This is a genomic window from Amycolatopsis sp. NPDC051071 (assembly GCF_040682875.1).
Lineage (GTDB): Bacteria > Actinomycetota > Actinomycetes > Mycobacteriales > Pseudonocardiaceae > Amycolatopsis.
Genome location: NZ_JBFBBY010000073.1, coordinates 11,916 through 30,503 on the forward strand (window position 1 = coordinate 11,916; position 18,588 = coordinate 30,503).

Annotated in this window: 16 protein-coding genes and 1 pseudogene; 9 read left to right on the plus strand and 8 right to left on the minus strand. The window is 67.9% G+C overall.

Annotated elements, in window-relative coordinates:
* The first annotated feature begins 59 nt into the window (after positions 1-59).
* The gene (locus AB0M65_RS22975) at positions 60-701 is read left to right on the plus strand and encodes a histidine phosphatase family protein (RefSeq protein WP_364030854.1); all 642 of its coding nucleotides are present in this window, start codon (positions 60-62) and stop codon (positions 699-701) included.
* Here the strand turns inward: AB0M65_RS22975 and AB0M65_RS22980 are convergent.
* The 4 genes and pseudogenes from AB0M65_RS22980 to AB0M65_RS22995 all read right to left on the minus strand — a co-directional run bounded on the left by AB0M65_RS22980 (position 698) and on the right by AB0M65_RS22995 (position 5,252).
* On the minus strand, positions 698-1,903 hold the full coding sequence (locus AB0M65_RS22980) for a cytochrome P450 (RefSeq protein ID WP_364030857.1): 1,206 nt from the start codon (positions 1,901-1,903) through the stop codon (positions 698-700). The two genes, AB0M65_RS22975 and AB0M65_RS22980, sit on opposite strands and share 4 nt — an antisense overlap.
* 37 nt (positions 1,904-1,940) lie before the next feature.
* Positions 1,941-2,645 (minus strand): TetR/AcrR family transcriptional regulator, encoded by a 705-nt coding sequence (locus AB0M65_RS22985; protein WP_364030862.1) that lies wholly within the window; start codon positions 2,643-2,645, stop codon positions 1,941-1,943.
* Between the two features lie 105 nt (positions 2,646-2,750).
* A pseudogene (locus tag AB0M65_RS22990) lies at positions 2,751-3,624 on the minus strand (ferulic acid esterase); the annotation flags it as partial.
* 386 nt (positions 3,625-4,010) lie between these two features.
* Complete coding sequence (locus AB0M65_RS22995; RefSeq protein ID WP_364030866.1) at positions 4,011-5,252, minus strand: glycoside hydrolase family 3 N-terminal domain-containing protein; 1,242 nt, start codon at positions 5,250-5,252, stop codon at positions 4,011-4,013.
* Between the two features lie 237 nt (positions 5,253-5,489).
* On the opposite strand from AB0M65_RS22995, the gene AB0M65_RS23000 reads away from it, so the two are divergent.
* From AB0M65_RS23000 to AB0M65_RS23015, 4 genes are all read left to right on the plus strand, one after another.
* A complete protein-coding gene (locus AB0M65_RS23000) occupies positions 5,490-5,840 on the plus strand; it encodes a metalloregulator ArsR/SmtB family transcription factor (protein WP_364030921.1) in 351 nt (116 codons plus the stop codon).
* Positions 5,841-5,869: 29 nt separating this feature from the next.
* Entirely contained in the window at positions 5,870-6,355 is a 486-nt protein-coding gene (locus AB0M65_RS23005; protein ID WP_364030868.1) for an SRPBCC family protein, read from the plus strand.
* Between the two features lie 14 nt (positions 6,356-6,369).
* On the plus strand, positions 6,370-6,945 hold the full coding sequence (locus AB0M65_RS23010) for a TIGR03086 family metal-binding protein (protein ID WP_364030871.1): 576 nt from the start codon (positions 6,370-6,372) through the stop codon (positions 6,943-6,945).
* 557 nt (positions 6,946-7,502) lie between these two features.
* A complete protein-coding gene (locus tag AB0M65_RS23015) occupies positions 7,503-8,828 on the plus strand; it encodes an amidase family protein (RefSeq protein ID WP_364030924.1) in 1,326 nt (441 codons plus the stop codon).
* Between the two features lie 85 nt (positions 8,829-8,913).
* Here the strand turns inward: AB0M65_RS23015 and AB0M65_RS23020 are convergent, their stop codons facing one another.
* The 4 genes from AB0M65_RS23020 to AB0M65_RS23035 form a co-directional block, all read right to left on the minus strand.
* Entirely contained in the window at positions 8,914-10,119 is a 1,206-nt protein-coding gene (locus tag AB0M65_RS23020; RefSeq protein WP_364030874.1) for a cell division protein DivIVA, read from the minus strand.
* Positions 10,120-10,237: 118 nt separating this feature from the next.
* On the minus strand, positions 10,238-12,229 hold the full coding sequence (locus AB0M65_RS23025) for an SDR family oxidoreductase (protein ID WP_364030877.1): 1,992 nt from the start codon (positions 12,227-12,229) through the stop codon (positions 10,238-10,240).
* Between the two features lie 101 nt (positions 12,230-12,330).
* Positions 12,331-13,011: a class F sortase gene (locus AB0M65_RS23030; RefSeq protein WP_364030880.1), complete on the minus strand. Its 681-nt coding sequence runs from the start codon at positions 13,009-13,011 to the stop codon at positions 12,331-12,333.
* A 12-nt stretch (positions 13,012-13,023) separates the two neighbouring features.
* Positions 13,024-14,493: a SpaA isopeptide-forming pilin-related protein gene (locus tag AB0M65_RS23035; RefSeq protein ID WP_364030883.1), complete on the minus strand. Its 1,470-nt coding sequence runs from the start codon at positions 14,491-14,493 to the stop codon at positions 13,024-13,026.
* A 315-nt stretch (positions 14,494-14,808) separates the two neighbouring features.
* Here AB0M65_RS23035 and AB0M65_RS23040 point away from each other — a divergent pair, with 315 nt between their 5' ends.
* The 4 genes from AB0M65_RS23040 to AB0M65_RS23055 all read left to right on the plus strand — a co-directional run bounded on the left by AB0M65_RS23040 (position 14,809) and on the right by AB0M65_RS23055 (position 18,456).
* Positions 14,809-15,645 carry a Bax inhibitor-1/YccA family protein gene (locus AB0M65_RS23040; protein WP_364030886.1) on the plus strand — a complete coding sequence of 279 codons (837 nt, stop codon included), beginning with the start codon at positions 14,809-14,811 and terminating at the stop codon, positions 15,643-15,645.
* A gap of 72 nt (positions 15,646-15,717) precedes the next feature.
* On the plus strand, positions 15,718-16,260 hold the full coding sequence (locus AB0M65_RS23045) for a hypothetical protein (RefSeq protein ID WP_364030889.1): 543 nt from the start codon (positions 15,718-15,720) through the stop codon (positions 16,258-16,260).
* Between the two features lie 111 nt (positions 16,261-16,371).
* Positions 16,372-16,968 carry a hypothetical protein gene (locus AB0M65_RS23050; protein ID WP_364030892.1) on the plus strand — a complete coding sequence of 199 codons (597 nt, stop codon included), beginning with the start codon at positions 16,372-16,374 and terminating at the stop codon, positions 16,966-16,968.
* A 219-nt stretch (positions 16,969-17,187) separates the two neighbouring features.
* Positions 17,188-18,456, plus strand: a complete 1,269-nt coding sequence (locus AB0M65_RS23055) for a YeeE/YedE family protein (RefSeq protein ID WP_364030895.1) — start codon at positions 17,188-17,190, stop codon at positions 18,454-18,456.
* Positions 18,457-18,588: the final 132 nt, after the last annotated feature.

An 18,588-nucleotide genomic window follows, 5' to 3' on the forward strand; every position in this document is an offset into this window, starting at 1 on the left:
AGTCGCGATCAACTCCACTCGGTGCGAAGGTCGGTGCACACGGGGTCTAGGAGGCGATCGTGGCACGGGTGTGGTTGATCAGGCATGGGGAGAGCGAGACGAACGCGGGCTTTCCCGGTGGGGATCCGGGGGCTTCGCCGCTGACCGAACTCGGCAGGGAGCAGGCCGCCGAGATCGCGGAGGCACTGGCCGAACCGCCCCGGTTGATCGTGACGTCGCCGTTCGTCCGGGCGCGGCAGACCGCTCTGCCGACGATCGAGCGGTTCCCCCGCGCGGACCGTGAGGAGTGGCCTGTCCAGGAGTTCACCTTTCTCGGCGAACTCCATGGACAGGTCACCACCACCGAGACCCGCAGGCCGCATACCGAGGCCTACTGGGACCGGGCCGATCCGCACCACGCGGTGAACGGCGCGGAATCCTTCGCCGATCTCTTCGGCCGTACCCAGGAGTTCCTGAAGCGGTTGGGCGAACGGGAACCCGGACCGATCGCCGTCTTCACGCACGGACTCTTCATCCGCGCGGTCATGTGGTCACTGCTGACCGGGATCACCACCCCGGACAGCGAGGCCATGCGCGGCTTCCGCACGTTCGCCGACACCTACGTCGTGCCGAACGGCAACATCACGGAGTTGCGGTACACGCCAGGGAAGCGGATTCCGCGGGTCGTGGTCCCGCTCGCTTCCCGGTTCGCGGATCGTTAGGGCTTCAGCCGCAGGTGCAGCTCGCTCACCCCGGTCATATGCGGGCTGGGGATGAACGACGGCGGCACGGACGGATCGGTCCGCAGGTCCGGGAACCGGTCAAGCAGGATGTTGAGCGCGGTCTTGCCTTCCAGCCTGGCCAGCGGCGCCCCGATGCAGAAATGGACTCCTCGGCCGAAGGCGAGGTGCGGGTTGTGCGTCCTCGCCGGGTCGAAGGTGCCCGGATCCGTGAACGTGCGCGGATCCCGGTTCGCGGCCGCGACCCAGACGGCGAGCATGCGGTCGGCCGGGATTGTCTTGCCGCCCAGCTCGACCTCGGTCGTCGTGGCACGGGCGACGAGCGCGAACGGGCTGAGGAACCGCAGTGATTCCTCGATCGTGGCAGGCAGCAGCGAACGGTCCGCTCGGACGCGCCGGTACTCGTCCGGATGGGAGTCCAGGCACAGCACCGTGTTCCCGAGCAGCATCGTGGTGGTGATGTGCCCGGCCAGCAGCAGCACGTTCGCGAAGTTGACGACTTCGGTCTGCGTCAGCTTCTCGCCGTCGACCTCGGCTTCGACGAGCTTGGTGAGCAGGTCCTCGCGGGGTTTCCGCCGCCGGTCGTCGACGTGCTCCGACAGGTAGTTCACCAGGTTTTTCAGCTGTTTGACGGATTCTTCGGAGTTCTTCTTGTCCTCCTCGGTCTGCTTGACCAGCGAACGCTGCTGGCTGCTCTTCAGCAACGTGTCGACCCATTGCTTGAACAGGTCGCGGTCGCTCGCCGGGACACCGAGCAATTCGGCGATGACGATCACCGGCAGCGGATAGGCCAGATGGGTCACCAGCTCCATCGAATCCTGGCCGTCGACGGCGTTGAGTAGCTCGTTCGTCAGCGTGGCGATCCGCGATTCGAGGTCCGCCACGACCTTCGGCGTGAAGGCGTGGCTCACCAGGGTTCGGAGCTTCTTGTGATCCGGCGGGTCCATCTGGAGCAGGTTGCCCTCGACGAACAGGTCCTTGTCCGGCGCCATCTCCGGCGGGAGCAGACGAGTGGTGTCGGACGAGAACACCTTGGGATCACTCAGGGTTTTCAGTGCTTCGGCGTGGCCGTAAACGTTCCACATGCCGGTTTCTTCGTCGAAACGGACCGGGTCGGCCGGGAATTCGTCCCGCAGCCAGAACTGGTCTTTGTGGACTCCCCAGCTTTCGGCGAGGGTGGTCATGTCGTGCCCCCTTCTTCTCATGGTGAAGGAGCTCGGATCAGACGGGCTCCTCTGTTCCGTCCTGCCGGTAGATCCAGGCGCGATAGGTCGCGGCCAGTTCCCGGAACGCCTGGCTCACTTCGGCCGCGGTGGCGGCCACGTTCGCCGGTGACGGTTTCTCCGGCGGCTCGAACGCCGTCCGGATGATGTGGGCGAGGGCGTCGGCCTTCTCCTCGGGGGTGAGGCCCTCGCCGTCGGTGGTGAAGCTGTCCATCAGGTAGAAACCCAGCGCCGCGGAACGCAGGGCGAACAGCAGATTCGGGATGTCGTCGCGCAGGAGCCCCTGGTCGGTCATCGTCTTGAGATACCGGTCGGTCACGACGGCGTCCTGATCCTGCAAGGGGTGTTTCCTCAACCGTCCCATCAGTTCGGTGTGGCCGGAGATGAGTGCGCTGAGCAACGGATTCCGCTGGGTGTACAGGAAGACCGCCCGCTGGAACCGGTGCGGGATGACTTCCGCCGGATCTTCGTCGAGCCGTTCGAGAACACTCTCGGAGGCGCGAAGGGATTCACGTAGGAGCAAGGCGTGGAAGAGGTTTTCCTTGGTCCGCCAATGCAGGTAGATCGTGCCCTTCCCGATGCCGGCCTGGTTCGCGATGTCCTCGATGGTCACCTTGCGATAGCCCAGCCGCGTCAGCAGGGCGCCGGCCGCGTCGAGGATGCGATCGGCGCGGCCGGCGGTGCGGTCCGGACTCTCTGCCACGTGCACTCCCGGTCTCTGACTTCGTGACCAGATTTGCTTATCTGGTCACCTGGTCATCACGACCGTAGCGCCGCGTGGGTGTACCGGCAAGGAAACGACGGGTTTTTAACGCAGACGGTGGGACAGGAAGAAGCGCCAGATAACCGGTGTCGCGTTGATGACGGTCGGCGTGGAGGAGTCGTTGCCGGGCGCCGTGGTCGGCCAGACATGCCCGGCGCCTTCGTCCCGGTAGTGCTGGAGCGAGCAGCCGATCCAGTGCTGGACGGTGACGTCGGCCTTCGGCGAATACTGGATCGGACGGGGGAAGCAGCCGTTCCGGTTCGCCCAGCCGCCGAGCCAGTCCGGCAGTGACGGCAGGCCTTTGGCGGGATTCCCGGTGTAGGGGATCGTCGTGTCGGCTGTGCCGTGGAAGTCGAGGATCGGCGCCGGGCGCGACGGGTGACACGCCCCGCCCTCCGGATAGAACGCGCCGGCGACGGGGGCGAACGCCGCGATCCTGCCCGGCATCCGGCAGGCGAGTACGCCGACGAAACCGCCGCCGTTCGCTTTGCCCGCGGCGTAGATCCGGCGGGAGTCGACGCACAGTTCCCGCTGGAGCGTGTTCAGCAGGTCGCTGGTGAAGTGCACGTCGTCGGCGGCCGCCGAATAGGGCGCACCGGTCCAGGCCGATTCGCCGTCAGTACCCGGAAGTCCTTGCGGGTAGACGGAAATCGCGTCATATGCGGAAAATCCGGATAGTTCCTCCTGGTACTTCGAGGTCCGTTTGTGGCCATGGAACGACAGCACCACCGGGTACGCCCGCGACGGCTGGTACCGCGCGGGAACGTGCACCGTGTACTCGCGGACCAGACCGCCGGAGGTCAGGGTCCGCGTCGTCGCGCCCGCCGGTACCGAGGACGGACATGGCAGCCGGTGGTCGGCACCGGACGATCGACCGGCGACGGCGCGGCCGACGCCACCGGTGCGGTGACAAGCTCAGTCCGGCCGCGGCGGCGGCCGTCAGCGCGAGACGACGCAGGGACTTAGTGGTCGGTTTCGGAGGTCCTTCGGGGTCTCGACGGCCCAGCTTCCCGCTGGACGTATGGCCGAAAGGCCCGAGTACAACCCGGTACGAGGACCTCCCGGCCGCACGCCCAGCGGAAACCTGGATCCGCCGACACCCACGAAGGACTTCCGAAACCAACAACTTAGCGGGACCAGGCACGCGATCCTCCTTGATCGGGCGGCGGGGCGGTGATCAGGGTCACCCCCGGCACCGGCCTGGTCTGCATTGTGTTCCTTGAGTTCTCGGACCGCTTTTCACGTCACCCGGTCCAATCACCCTGCCTCGTGGCCCGCGGCGACCGATCCAGGCCGTCGGCCCGGTCAGCGGCAGGCCTGTTTGGCGGTGAGCACTCGGGTCAGGGCCTCGTCGACCCGGGCCGCCGGGAGTTCGCCGGACGCAAGTGCTTGCTCCAGCCTGTCCAGCACCGTGCCGACGTTGCCGCCGGAGGACCACAATGCCTGGTCCGCACCGGCCTGCAGGGCCTTGAGCACGGCCGTCGGCAGCGGGTACTCGGCGGTGATCGCCTTCATCGCCCCGAGATCGTCCGTGATCACCGGGCCGTCGAACGCGTAGTCCTTCCGCAGGAGCCCGTACGCCGCCGCGGACAGGGTCGACGGTGTACCGCCGGTCAGGTCGGGCACGTCCAGATGTCCGACCATGACACCGATCTCGCCGTACGCGCCGATGTCGCGGTACGGCACGAGGTCGACCTTCCGCAGCGAAGCGAGCGGCGGTGTCCGCACCAGTCCCTTGTGCGAGTCCCCGGTGGCGTGCCCGTGCCCGGGGAAATGCTTCAGGACCGGTTGCACTCCCGCGTCCCGCAGGCCCTGCGCGAACGCCAGGACGTACTTGCGCGCGACCTCGGGATCCGCACCGAACGACCGGTCGCCGACGATGTCGCGGTCCGGCTGGTCCGTGATGTCGGCGTCGGGCGCGTAGTCGACGGTGACGCCGCGGGCCCGCATCTGCTTGCCTCGCTCGGCCGCCTTCGTCCGCACCTGGGCCGGCGTCATGGTCGTGGCCATCTTCCTCGCACTCGGCAGGTCGCCGTCGAGGGCGTCGATCCGCTGTACGCGGCCGCCTTCCTCGTCGATCGCCACGGACACCGGGACCTTCGCGGCCCGCTGCACCTCGTCCAGCGCGCCGTTCCGCAACAAAGCCGTTTCGTTGCCGCCGAGGAAGATCCCGCCGACCTGCTGGTCTCGCACCAGCTTCACCGCCGCCTGCGGATCGCCGGCGTTCACGCCGACCACCACCAGCTGCGCCAGCCGCTGCCGAGGGCTCATCCCGGCGGTGACGGCCGCGCAGCCCGGTACGGGTACCCGCTCCGCCCTCGGTGACGGCGAGGGGGTGGCCGGGCTCGTGCCGGACGGGCTCGGAACGGCGCTGCTTCGCGGCGGGGGTGCCGTCCCCGCCGGCTGTGCGGATCCGGCCTGCTCGTTCGCCGTACCGCACTGCACGCTGGTGAGCAGAACAGTGGCCGCTCCCAGGATGACGGTCACCCATCGCTTCGTCGTCTTCGGTCGCCCGGCGTTCATCGGCTCGTTTCGTTCGTGGTCCATGCCGGTACCGACGGTAACCCCAGTTGCCCTTTCGTACGCGTTCGCGTCGGCCGGGGGCTCGGCGCCACCTCCCTCCTCTTCCGTGTTCTCCCTCGTCAGCCCGGTGCCCGGACTTGACAACTCGATCTGCTCCGTCGTAGATTACCACATGGTTATGGAACCGCAAGGTTATCGAAGGCTGTAATCCGGAACCAATCGTGAGAACTTGAATTCGTGAGAACGGAAAGGCGGGCGACCGTGGCACAGGATCTGCTCGATGTCACCTTCGCGGCGCTCGCCGACCCCACCCGCCGTGCGATCCTCGCGCGGCTCGCGTACGGCGAGGCCACGGTGACGGAGCTGGCCGAGCCGTTCGCGATGAGCCAGCCCGCCATCTCCAAGCATCTGAAGGTGCTGGAGCGGGCGGGGCTGGTCGCCCGAGGCCGTGACGCACAGCGCCGCCCCTGCCGCCTGGTGGGCGAGCCGCTGAAGGACGCGACCGAATGGCTGGGCGACTACCGCCGCTTCTGGGACGGGTCCTTCCTTCGTTTGGACCTCGTCCTCGACGAGGAGTTGCAGCACCCGGAACGCCGGGACGAGACCGACTGACACCTGTACGAGCGGAAAGGAACGGCACGATGGGACGCACTCTCAGCGTGGTGAGATCCGGCGACCTCGAGATCGTCATGACGAGGTCCTTCGACGCGCCGAGGGCACTGGTGTTCGACGCGTGGACCAAACCAGAACTGGCACGGCGCTGGTTCGGTCCGCACGGCTGTGAGGTCGTCGAATGCGAGATCGACCTGCGGGTCGGTGGCAGATGGCGTTACCGGCTGCGACACGGCGGCGGGGTGGAGATGCTGCTGCAGGGCGTCTACCAGGAGATTCGCCGTCCGGAAAGGCTCGTCTCCCTGGAGACGAACGAGGACTGCGACGCCTCTGAGGGCCAGGCTTTGGGGACGGTGACGCTGGCCGAAGACGCCGGCGTCACCACCCTGACGCAGGTGGTGCGGTACAGCTCGTCCCGGATCCGGGACGCCGTACTCGAATCCGGCATGGAGCGGGGCGTCGGCGAGGGCTTCGACAAGCTGGCCGAGATCGTGGCCGTCCCGGCGGGGGTGTGACTACCGTGAACAAAATGAACGCCATCGCGGATCGCTATCGCGTCCGGGCCGATGCCTTCGAAGGCAAGGTCGCCGCCGTCGAGGCAGGACAGTGGGAGAACCAGTCTCCGTGTGACGAGTGGAACGCCAGGGATGTCGTCGGGCACATCGTCGACATGCACGGCGTGATGCTGCGCCCGTTCGGTCGTGACCTCGGCCCGGCACCGACGCTCCGGGAGGACCCGCTCGGCGCGTTCCGGGCTGCCCGAGCCGAGATCGAAGCCATCCTCGCGGATCCCGTGCTCGCCGCGACTGAACACGAGACGCCGATGGGAAAGGTGACGGCCGAACAGAATATCGACCAGGTCGTCAGCGCCGACCTGGTGCTCCACGGCTGGGACCTGGCCCGTGCCACCGGTCAGGACGACACGATCGACCCCGAGGAGGTCGCCCGGATGTGGCCCGAGGCCCAGGCGATCCCCGAGGAGATGAGGACCCCCGGCGCCTTCGGGCCCGGCGTCGTCGTCTTCGGTCCCGAGGTGAAAGTGCCCGGCGACGCACCCTTGCAGGACAGGCTGCTCGGGCTGATGGGTCGCGACCCGAACTTCTAGGGAGAGATAAAGGCAAAGGTGGCTCAGTCACCCCCCGACCCTCCGGATCGGGGGGTGACAGGGACTGCCGTGCGGGACTGTGTGGATTCTGGCTCAGCCAACGCGCCACAATCCACACAGTCACCGGATCTGCATAGTCACCGGACCTACGCAGTCACCGGATCCACGCAGTCACGGATCCACGCAGTCATTGGATGCGAGGTCCGGCATCGAGGCAGGACACCGTTCCCGTCCGGACACGACACCTTTGCCCTTCGGCCCGGGAACCGCGGAGAAATCAGACGTGGATGTCCGGTGAGTCGACCTCCCAGTACGAGGGAGAATTCTTGATCGAGGCCGGGCTGGCCGACGCGATCGCCTTCGGGAGGCTGTTCATCGCGAACCCGGACCTGCCCGCCTGGTTCGCGCTCCGTGCCCCGCTCGCGGTGGCCGACCACGACGTCTACTACGGCGCCCGGATCGACGGCTACACCCGATTTTCCCGGGTCCGGCGGACTCGGCGAAGTTCGGCTGTTCGGCGCGCAGCTGATCTTCATCGCCCGTTCTACAGTGCGGGCATGGTCAAGACGGCAGTGGAAATCGCGGCGGCAGTGCGCGCCAAGGAGCTCGACCCGGTCCAGGTGACCCAAGAGGCGTTGGCCCGGATCGCGGCGGCGGACGGGGTGATCGGCGCGTTCCGCCGGGTCCGGGCCGAGGAGGCCCTCGCCGAGGCGGCCGCCGTCGCCGACCGCGCGGACCTTGCCGAGCTGCCACTGGCCGGAGTGCCGGTCGCGGTCAAGGACGTCACGGCGGTCGAGGGCGAATATGCCTCGTGGGGATCCCGTGCGGGGTCGTCGGCGGCGGCCACGGAGGACGGTGAGATCGCTCGGCGGCTGCGGGCGGCCGGTGCGGTGATCGTCGGCTTGACCAGGGTGCCGGAGCTGTGCGTCTGGCCATCGAGCGACGACCCGGACGGGACGGCGCGCAATCCACGCAACCCGTCCTACGCCGCGGGTGGCTCGTCGGGCGGGAGCGCGGCGGCCGTCGCGGCAGGCCTGGTGCCGATCGCGCACGGCACCGACGGCATGGGCTCGATCCGGTTGCCGTCCGCGATGTGCGGGATCGTCGGTCTCAAACCCGGCAAGGGCGTGGTCCGCCTGCCGGGGGAGACCGGCTGGTTCGGCCTGTCCACCCATGGTCCGATGACGACCACCGTTGCCGACGCGGCCGTGCTGCTGTCGGTCCTCGCCGAGCAGCCCGGCCTTGCGGATCTCAGCGAACCGAGGCTGTCCAGGATCGCCCTGTCGACGCAGGTCCCGTTGACGAGGGCGCCGCTGCCTCGCCCGTTCAGCGGCGCCGTCGCGCGGGCAGGGGAGCTGTTCCGCGCGGCCGGGCACACCGTCGCGCCCGGGACGCCTCGATACCGCCTCGGCGCCATCGGCGGCAGCGTCGCGCGCTGGGGCGCCGGCCCGGCCGAGCAAGCGGCCGATTTCGAGTTCGGCGCACTTCAGCCTCGGACGCGGACGCACATCCGGCTCGGCCGGCTGTTGGCCTCCCGGGTCCGGGAGGGCACCCGTGAGCGGTGGCTGGAGCAGACCGAGGAGTTCTTCTCCCATCACGACGTCCTGGTCACGCCCATGCTCGCGAGTCTCCCGCTCAAGGCCCGCAGGTGGCACGAAAGCAGCTGGATCGCCAACGCGCTGCCGTCCCTGCGCGTCGCGGGGTTCGCCGGTCTGTGGAATCTCGCGGGCTATCCGGCGATGTCGGTTCCGGTCGGCGTGCACCCCTCGGGTATCCCCGCCTGCGTTCAGCTGGTCGCCGCACCCGGTGGGGAAGCACTCCTCCTCCGCCTCGCCGCGCAACTCGAAGCGGCCAATCCCTGGCCCCGGACCACCGCCCCCTGACCGCGCCCAAAAAGAGAGCAAGGGACCTTTGCTATCACTCTCCAAAAGAGAGTGATAGCAAAGGTCCCTTGCTACTTCGCGCTGGTCAGGAGCCGGTTTTGGCGGGCGACGGCTTCTGCCCGTTCGACTTCGGACCGTTCTGGTCGTTCTTCGGCGCAGCGGCGGCAGACGCCGAAGAAGCGGGCTTGGCGGGAGCGGCAGCGGCAGCGTTGGCGGGACCGGCACCGTTGGCGGGAGAGGCACCGGCACCGTTGGCGGCAGAGGCACCGGCACCGGGAGCCGCACCGGCAGCGGGCGGCTTGGCCGGGGCGGCGGCCTTCGAGGCGGGTGCCTCGGCGGGCTTGCCGGCCGGCTTCGTCTCCTCGGCCTTGTTGTCGCCGCCGACGAGCTTCGAGGCGTGCGGAATCACCGACTCTTCGGGAAGGGCGGCGAGCATCCCTTCGCTGCTCTTCAGCACCTCGTCGGCCTGCATCAGGCTCTTGCGGGCCTGCTCACGGATCTCCGCCAGCCGCTCGACCTTCCGCTGGGCGGCGGTCGTGCGCTGGGCGGCTGTCGTCGTGGCCTCGTCGAGGCGGCGCTTGGCCTCGGAGGTCGCCTCGTCGACGCGGCGCTTCGCCTCGGCGGTGGCCTCCGCGATCCGGCGTTCGGCCTGGTTCTTGCTGGCCGTCTGCTGGTCGGTGATGTGTTTCTCGAGCGAGGTGCGCTGAGTGGTCATCGTCTGCTCGAACTCGCGCTCGATCTTCCGGCGCTTGCGCTCGGCCTCGTTGTCCAGCAGTTCCCGGCGCTGGGCTGCCTCGACGGTCAGCCGCTGGACCTCGGCCCGCGTCTCGGCGAGCGCGGACTCGTGCTCGGAGTGCAGCGCGTCCGCCTGCTTGTCCAGCTCGGCGACGAGCCGTGTGTAGCGCTCACGCAGCTTCTTCGACGCTTCGGTCGATGACGCCCAGTGCTTCTCGGCCGCGACCTCGGCGCGCTTCGTGATCTCGTCCGCGCGTGCCTGCGCGAGTGTCACGGTGCGCTGCATCCGTTCATCGAGGTCCTCGAGGCGCTCCGGCGGCTTCTTCAGCTCCTCGATTCTGGCGTTCAGTTTCGCCACCTCGTGGCGCACGGTTTCGAGTTCGCGTGTGGCAGATGTCGCCTGCGCGATCGCGGCGTCGCGGTCGGTGAGCACGCGATGCAGCTGGGCTTCGAGATGATCCAGATACTGGCGCACTTCGTTCCGGTCGAAGCCGTGCCAGGCCTGGGTGTACTCGCGCCGCAGGGGCAACAGGCCGTTGTCTCGCTCGGGAACCATGGTCACGACGGTACCTGCGTACCCGGCGTCGCCGTTGTCAGGCTTGGTGATTCACCGACGTGTGTCTGCCCTCAGCTGCGATCCCTCACCTGAACGGCCGCCACCCGTGTGCGCAGTGTCACCAATGGAAGCCGCGGCTGAGCCGGGCGAGTGCCACCGCCGCACGGGACAGATGCTGTTCGCCTTTGCCGATTTTCAGTCCGCCGCCGCCACCCGCCGCCGCGGAGTCGGGGAAGACGCGGAAACCTTGGTAGGCCACGGCATCCGTGAGTCCCGGCGTGAGTGTGTAAGCGAGCCCGATCGCCCGCCCGGCGGGTGTGCCGATGTGTTTCGGACGTTCCTTCAGCGCCTTCATCACCATTTCGGCGGCCTGGTCCGGCGATTTCGTCGGGAACGCGTCATAGATCTTCGTCGGCCGGATCATCGGCGTGCGCACGAGTGGCATGTGGATGGTCGTGAACGTGATCCCGTCACCGTGGGTTTCGGTCGCGGCGATCCGGGAGAAATAGTCCAAAGCGGCCTTCGACGCCGCATAAGCCGAAAAGCGCGGCGCGATTCCCTGCACACCGATCGACGAGACGTTGACGATATGCCCGAACTTCCGCTCGGACATATGCGGCAGCACCGCGAGGATCAGCCGGACCGCGCCGAAGTAGTTGATCGCCATCGCGCGTTCGTAGTCGTGGAACCGGTCGTACGACAGTTTGATCGATCGCCGGATCGAGCGGCCGGCGTTGTTCACGAGCATGTCGATGCGGCCGTGCTCGGCGAGCATCACGTCGACGGCCTTGTGCACCGATTCCTCGTCGGTCAGATCGGCCGGGTACACCGAGGCCGTCCCGCCGGCGGCGATGATCTCGTCCCGCACTTCTTCGAGTTCGTGCTGCCGCCGCGCGACGAGCAGCGGCACGCCACCGGCGGCCGCGACCTTGATCGCGGTCGCGCGGCCGATCCCCGACGACGCGCCGGTGATGATCACGCGGCGGCCGTCGAGTTCGCCGCGGGGGCCGTGCTTGCGCGCACGGAACGGGTCCAGGTGCTCGCGCCAGTAGCGCCACAGGGTGGGCGCGTAGTCCTCGATCCGCGGCACCTCGACACCCGAGCCGATGAGTGCCTTGCGGGTCGACGCCGACGCGAACACCGACGGGAACGCCATGGTCTCCAGCAGCACCGGCGGGATGCCGAGCCGCTCCAGGACGGCGTCGCGCGCGATCGTGAAGCCGGGGATGTGCTCGCTCAGCTTCACCAGGTTGACGATGCCCTTGGACACGCGCTCGTTGAGCTGCACGGAGATCGTCGGCGCGCCGGCGGCCTTCGCGAAGGCGTTGTACACCGAGACGACCGGCTGAGGTTCCGGGTTGACCAGGTGGAACGCGCGTCCGTCGAGTCCCTTCGTGGTGACCAGCGCGAGCAGCGATTTCGCCACGTAGTCGACCGGGACGACGTTCGTGTCGCCGAGGTCGGGGCCGACGATCGGCACGTCCGGCAGCCCGGCCAGCCTGCTGATCGCGGGGAACAGGTAGTACGGGCCGTCGATCTTGTCCATCTCGCCGGTTTCGGAGTCCCCGACCACCACCGCGGGCCGGTACACCCGCCACGGCACGTCCTGTTGCTCGCGTACGAGGCGCTCCGCTTCGAACTTCGTGCGGTGGTACGGCGTGACGAGCCGCTGGCCGACGTCGAACATCTCCTCGGTGAACATGCCTTCGTGGTCACCGGCCACGGCGACCGAGGACACGTGGTGCAGGCAGCCGGCGTTCAGGTCCGCGGCGAGCGCGATCACCTGCTCGGTGCCTTCGACGTTGGCCTTGATGCTGGCTTCGTCGTCGGCGGTGAGGTCGTACAGGGCGGCGAGGTGGACTACGTGATCGACGCCGCGAAGTTTCGTGCGGTCGTCTTCGCTCACGCCGAGCAGCGGTTCCCCGAGGTCACCGGTGACGAGGGTGACGCGTTCCGGATGCGGCCACGCGTTGACGAGCTTCGCGAGTTTGTCCTGTGAGGACGCGCGGACGAGGAGCGCGACCCGGTCGACGTCCTCCCTGGTGAGCAGCCGCCGGGTGAACTGGCGCCCGATCAGTCCGGTCGCCCCGGTCACCAGAAATGTCGCCATCCGCTTCACCCTTCACCGTGCTCGCCCGCGTCCACTGGGCATTCTGCTGCATCACGACGGCAGTGACCACCACGGCACCCGGTGAAGTTACTCACGGGTAACTAGGCGGGGTCGGCGATGACGACCCGGTTCTCGGCATAGCCGGTCTCCCCGCCGACCCAGCGGCCGCCGCAGGTGACCAGGACTATCCGATGCGGACCGGATTGCCCGAACAGCTCGTCCGCTCGCCGCGGGAGTTCGTTCTTCTTCAGCGTGATCAGCTGGGAAACCTTGTACGGCCAAGACTTTCCGGCCTTGTCGACCACGGTGACCGCACCGCCGACCCGGTCGTTCCACAGCTCCGCGAACGGACCCGTCGCGCCCTTCCAGTTCACGTGCCCGGCGAACACGCTCGCCCCGGTGTCCGCGCTGAGTTCGGCGCCCCACCAGGTCACCTCGCCGAGGTTCTCCGGTACCGGAAGCTCCGCGCCCGGCCCGAGTTCCTTGCGGATCAGCTTCGCCCCGCCGCCCGCGGGCAGCCGGATCGTCCCTGGCCCCTGCGGCGCGGGTGCCTCGGTGGGCTTCGGCGGCGGCGCGGGTGGCGGCGACGTGGGGACGATCTCCGGGGGAGGCGGGGCCTCCTGCTGCGCGGGCGCGGCCGGTGCGCCGCCCGCGACGGAGACGGAGACGGGCCGGGCCGTCCCCGTCACCATGGTCGTCGGCGGCCAGACGATGAGGGCCGCGACGAGGTCCGCGCACAGGACCGTGACGGCTCCCAGCGCGAACCCGCGTCGTACAGACATTCCGAATCCTCTTCAGCGTCGCGAAGACCGCCGCGCGGCCACACCCACCATGACCGACCCGAGCAGCGCGAGCGCGCCGACACCGAGGATCCCGGCGGTCGACGCGGAGTTCTCGACGGTGCCCTGCATCATCGCCACCGGCCGGTCACCGGCGGGAATGGTGCGCGGTACCTCGTTGGGCGTGTTGGCGACCTTGAGCGCCAGCGTCTCACCCGATTTGACCTCGCCGCAGGCGGACGGCGGATTCTTCGGGTCGAACGCGTTGGTGTAGCCCGGTGGCGCGTTGACCTCGACCACGCAGATCTCCTGCGGCGTCCGCAGGTTCTCCACGGTGACGGTGCCGTTCTCGCCTTCGGTGGTGACGACGGCCGGCTTGCCGTCGGCGCCGCTGAGCGGCTTGCCGTCGTGGCCGACGGCGGCGGTGGCCTTGTCCTTGGCGGTGATCCGCAGCGCGGCACCCGCGATGCCCTTGCCGGTCTTCGCGTCGACCTTGGTCACCTGGACCTTGCCCGGCTTCGAGACGACCGCGACACCCTGTGCCTTCAGTTCCTTCTCGCCGCCTGTCGAGACGACCTTCTGTACGCCGGTCATGACCGGGAACTGCACGTACGGCCGGTCCGCGGGCGCGGACAGCGAACTGGCCAGCTTCGGCTGGTCGGCGGTCGGCGTCACCTTGACCGCGACGGTGCCGTCTTCGCCGGTCTTCACCGTGACGGCCTTCTCGGCTTTGGCGGTCGAGGTCGACGCGGGTGTGGTGGTGTCGCCGCTGTCGACGGCCGCGTTCGACGGCGTGAGCCGCACGGGAACTCCGGAGACGCCCTTGCCCTTGGCGTTCTTGACGCTGATCGTCCACTCGCCGGCGGTGCCGATGTGCTGGTCTTCCTTCGGCGGCGCGATCGCGGTGGTCCACGGCCCGCGGTTGGCCTCGGCGTCCTTGGTCAGCTTCTCGACGGCCGTGGCGGCGTCGGAGTGCTTCGCCTTCAGCTTGTCGAAGTGGTCCTCGATCTTGTAGCCGATCTTGGTGGAAGGCAACGACGGGCCGGTGTCCGCGTCGGACCGCGGTTTGGCGGTCCAGGAATGGAGCAGATGCGCGAGCGCGGCGGCCTCCGCGTTGTCCTGCGTCTGCCCGTAGCGGAGGAGCAGGTAGGAGATGTTGGCCGCGACGTTCTCGGGCAGCTTCTGCCCCCACTTGTCCAGCAGTTCGTCGCCGGGCTTGTACTCCTCGTCCGTGTCCGGCGCCTTCTGCTTGAAGCTCACGCAGAAGACCTGCTTGCCGTTCACGACGTAGGTGCCGAGCCAGTCATGGTCCGGGTTGAGGTTGTTGTACGGCTGGCCAGGGATGACGGAGTAGCCGACGCCCTCCTTCGGGTCGGCCGAGGCCGGTGTCGCCGCGACGGTGGCGGACAGCGCGCCGAGCAGGCACGTCGCGATCAGGCTGGTCAAGGCGCGCGAACGCACGCTCGGGCGTGTGATCCACCCCATGGTGTGTTGACTCCTTTGGCCGTGCTCTGCCCCGGCGCCTTTTGCGTCGATGCAGGTCACACGATCGATAGGGTTCCCCGACGCGCCTTCGGTGATTACCCGAACACGCAACGTGCAGGGTGGCCTGTGATCAGCGGTTTTGGCAATAGGTCATCAGGTGGGGTATCGGTGAACGGTCGTGATTCCCGCCGCATACGGTGTGGGGGATGGGTATCTCCCCGAATGTGAGTAAAGTCGTCTTTACTTCGACGGGAACCGGGCGGCCCCCGCGGTCGTTGAACCCGATGCAGGTGCCAGTAGATCCAGGAGGATCAGGTGCGATCCAGTAGCAACCCGGCGTTCCGGAACCTGCCGCGTGGCGCGGCGGAGTACGGACCCAACGTAGGCTTCAACCAACCCCAGGGCGGCGTGCCCGGCTACGGCCCTCCGCAGACCTCCGCCGGTGCCGACGACCGTCCGATGACCGTCGACGACGTCGTCATCAAGACGGCACTGAGCCTCGGCACCGCGCTGGTGACCGGTGTGCTCACCGCGATCTGGGCGATCAGCCAGATCCCGCTGTCGGCGTCCGGCAAGATCATGGGCATCCCCGGTGCCGTGATCGGCGTGCTCGTCGGCTCGATGATCGTCGGCCTCGTGATTTCGCTGGTGATCATCTTCAAGAAGCTGCCGAGTGGCCCGCTCACGCTGGCTTATTCGGCCGTCGAGGGTGTGTTCCTCGGTGCGATCAGCGGTCTGTTCGAGGCCCTTTACCCCGGCATCGCGCTGCAGGCGATCGTCGGCACCGCCGGCGTGTTCATCGCGATGCTGGTCGTTTACAAGACCGGTGCCGTCAAGGTCACCCCCAAACTGACCAAGTGGATCATCGGCGCCGTGGTCGGCGTCGCGATCTTGATGCTGGTCAACCTTGTCACCAGCTTCTTCGGCTTCAACCCGCTGCGTGACGGCGGCCCGATCGCGATCATCTTCAGCCTCGTGGTGATCGGTGTCGCGGCGTTCAGCTTCCTGCTCGACTTCGACCAGGCCGACCGGATGATCCGCGAAGGCATGCCGTCGAAGTGGGCCTGGTTCGCCGCCTTCGGCCTGATGACCACGCTGGTCTGGCTGTACCTCGAGATCCTGCGGCTCCTGTCGTACTTCCAAAACGACTGACGCACGACCTGACGAAAGGGCGCTCCGAGCGATCGGGGCGCCCTTTTTCGTCGTCGTGAATACTCTGGCGCCATGACCGAGCACAGTGGCGAACCGGCCAGGCCGAAGCGATCGAAGTGGTTCTGGGTGGCCGTCCTGGTACCGGTCGCGATCGTGGTGATCAGCGCGGGGAGCTGGGTCTTCGGATACCTCTCCAGCACGGATAACGCCAAGGTGGGCGATTGCTACGCGATCACCACCTTCGGCGACGTCGGCGTCGATCCGGTGAAGGCGGACTGCGGTGTGGTCGAGGCCAACGCGAAGGTCGGCGCGAAGACCGAAGGCGGCGTTGCCTGCCCGGACGGCGAGTACGACGAACTCACCGTCGACGGGACGTTCTCCTCGTACAAGCTCTGCATGATGATCAACGCGAAACAGGGCGATTGCCTGGCGAACTTCCTGGCCGACGCGGTGGCGTATCAGAAGGTGCCCTGCTCGGATCCCACGAAGGACGCGGAGATCGTGAAGGTCGCCGATGGCGTCGCGAGCGACAAGGTTTGCGAGGACACCGAAGCGACTCACCTCGAGGTCTACTCGACGCCGCCTTCGACGCTCTGCATCAAGAGCACCAAATAGCGATCTCGACCAGGGGCTTTCACTCGTTCGGGGGCCCGGTTGGTGCGGGTGATCACGGTGAGTGTTTGATACCGAGGTTCTCATTCCTCTTCACAACTGTGAGGTTTCTCGGTGACCACTTCCCAACCGGCCCCTGGGGGCCAACTGCCGGTGGGACAGCCCGATGCTTTCGGTCCGCCTCCCGGCGGTCAGCCGGCGGCACCCAAACGCTCCAAGCTCGCGTGGCTGAAGTTCGCGATTCCGGTGATCGTCGTCGTGCTCGTCGCCGGCGGGTACGCGATCAGCTACTTCACCGGCACGGTCAACGCTCAGCCCGGCGACTGCTTGACCGTGACCGAGTTCTCGAAGGCCGCCGACGAGCCGACGAAGGCCGACTGCGGCGCGCAGGAGGCGAACGTCAAGATCGCCGCACGCGTGGGTGGCGACGAATCCTGCCCGGAAGGTGACTACGACACCATCTCGATGACCGGCCGGATGTCATACAAGCTGTGCCTGACGGTCAACGCCAAGCAGGGTGACTGCCTGGCCGGATTCCTTTCGAACACCGCCGGCTACAAGAAGGTGTCCTGCGCCGACCCGGCGAAGGACGCGGAGCTGGTGAAGATCACCGACACCGTCGACAAGGCGGTGTGTGAAGGCACCGAGGCGACGCACGCGCAGTCGTACTCGACCCCGCCGACCACGGTCTGTGTGAAAGCGGGCAAGTAGCCCCATCGTTTCGTGTGAAGGCCCCCTTCCCTCGGCTCAGCCGAGGGAAGGGGGCCTTCACGCGCTCGGGGCCGGGCGGGCGGGCGGGCGGGCGGAGCAAGGGACCTTTGCTATCACTTGCGGCGGCCATTCGTCGCACAGTGTGGGACGGGCTGCGACCGGGTGGTCACCGGCCCTAACGTTGCTCGTCCCCAACCCGCCGAATGACCTGGAGTCCTGGTGGCGACGACAGAAACCCAAGCCGGTGAGAAGAAGCTCCTCGACTTCCCGACGTCCTGCGCCGCCCCGGTCCCGCAACCGGAGGAGCCGGTCAAGATCGTGCCGCTGGCCATCGCGGGCGCACTCGCGATCGGCCTGACCTGGTACGTCTGGGCGGCCCACGGGGCGAAGTTCGGTGTCCTGCTGATCCTCGGCCTCCTGCTCGGTCTCGCGCTCTTCCACTCCCGTTTCGGCTTCACCTCGGCCTGGCGCCAGCTGATCGCGGTCGGCAACGGCCAGGGCCTGCGGGCGCACACAGTGCTGCTCGGCACGGCCGCGACGCTGATCGCGCTGATCGCCGGCACCGGCTCCGGTCTGTTCGGCAGCACACCGAACCCGACCGCGGGCGGGCTGGGACTCGCGTTGTTCGTCGGCGCGACGGTCTTCGCCATCGGCATGCAACTGGGCGGCGCCTGCGCTTCGGGAACGTTGTTCGCGGTCGGTTCCGGGCAGTCGACGATCGTGCTGACCCTCGGCGGCTTCATCACCGGCTCGGTCGTCTACACGTGGGCGTACCCGGTGCTTTCCGGCTGGCCCGAGTTCAAGGGGATCCTGCTCGCCGACCACGTCGGCTGGTTTGGTTCCTGGGCGATCACCGTCGCCGTGCTCGCCGCGATCGTGTTCGGCACCCGGTTCGTGCAGCAGCGCCGCAACCCGCCGCCGGTCGGCGTCGTCCCGACCGCACGCGGCTTCGCCCGGCTCTACCGCGGATCCTGGCCGATCCTCGTCGGCGCCGTCGTCCTCGGTGTGCTGGCGGGCGCGGTGTTCCTGGTCTCCGGCGGCATCTGGGGTGTCACCAGCGCGTTCAGCCTGTGGGGCGCCAAGATCCTGCAGGTGTTCGGGCTGCACCCGGAGACCTGGGGGTTCTGGCGGCTCAAGGCGAACGCGGCTTCGCTGGCGGCGCCGATCTGGAAGGACAAGAACAGCCTCACCGACATCGGCATCATGATCGGTGCCGGGGTCGCCGCCGCGGCGGCGGGCGCGTGGAAGATCCACAACTCGATCCCGTGGCGTACCGCCGTGGCCGCGGTGCTCGGCGGGATCCTGATGGGCGTCGGCGCGCGGATGGCGGGTGGCTGCAACATCGGCGCCTACCTCGGCGGGATCTCGGTCGGCAGCCTGCACGGCTGGCTGTGGGGTGTCTTCGCGCTCGGCGGCACCTGGATCGGGATCAAGCTGCGTCCGCTGTTCGGGCTCGGCAACCCGGTTCCGACGGACAGCGTCTGCTGATCACTCTTCGTGATGCCTCGTATGCGGGTTTGCCCTTTCGGCCCGCCTACGGGGAAAAAGTTGGCATGTAAAACCCGTGTTCGGCTACCCTCGGCTACATATTCGCGTTTGCGCCTTAGTGCACAAGCGCGG

Bases quoted from the DNA above. Each gene is read 5' to 3' on its own strand.
- AB0M65_RS22980 (WP_364030857.1), bottom strand. From the start codon at position 1,903: ATGACCACCCTCGCCGAAAGCTGGGGAGTCCACAAAGACCAGTTCTGG.
- AB0M65_RS22995 (WP_364030866.1), bottom strand. From the start codon at position 5,252: ATGGACCACGAACGAAACGAGCCGATGAACGCCGGGCGACCGAAGACG.
- AB0M65_RS23005 (WP_364030868.1), top strand. From the start codon at position 5,870: ATGGGACGCACTCTCAGCGTGGTGAGATCCGGCGACCTCGAGATCGTC.
- AB0M65_RS23010 (WP_364030871.1), top strand. From the start codon at position 6,370: ATGAACGCCATCGCGGATCGCTATCGCGTCCGGGCCGATGCCTTCGAA.
- AB0M65_RS23015 (WP_364030924.1), top strand. From the start codon at position 7,503: ATGGTCAAGACGGCAGTGGAAATCGCGGCGGCAGTGCGCGCCAAGGAG.
- AB0M65_RS23020 (WP_364030874.1), bottom strand. From the start codon at position 10,119: ATGGTTCCCGAGCGAGACAACGGCCTGTTGCCCCTGCGGCGCGAGTAC.
- AB0M65_RS23025 (WP_364030877.1), bottom strand. From the start codon at position 12,229: ATGGCGACATTTCTGGTGACCGGGGCGACCGGACTGATCGGGCGCCAG.
- AB0M65_RS23030 (WP_364030880.1), bottom strand. From the start codon at position 13,011: ATGTCTGTACGACGCGGGTTCGCGCTGGGAGCCGTCACGGTCCTGTGC.
- AB0M65_RS23035 (WP_364030883.1), bottom strand. From the start codon at position 14,493: ATGGGGTGGATCACACGCCCGAGCGTGCGTTCGCGCGCCTTGACCAGC.
- AB0M65_RS23045 (WP_364030889.1), top strand. From the start codon at position 15,718: ATGACCGAGCACAGTGGCGAACCGGCCAGGCCGAAGCGATCGAAGTGG.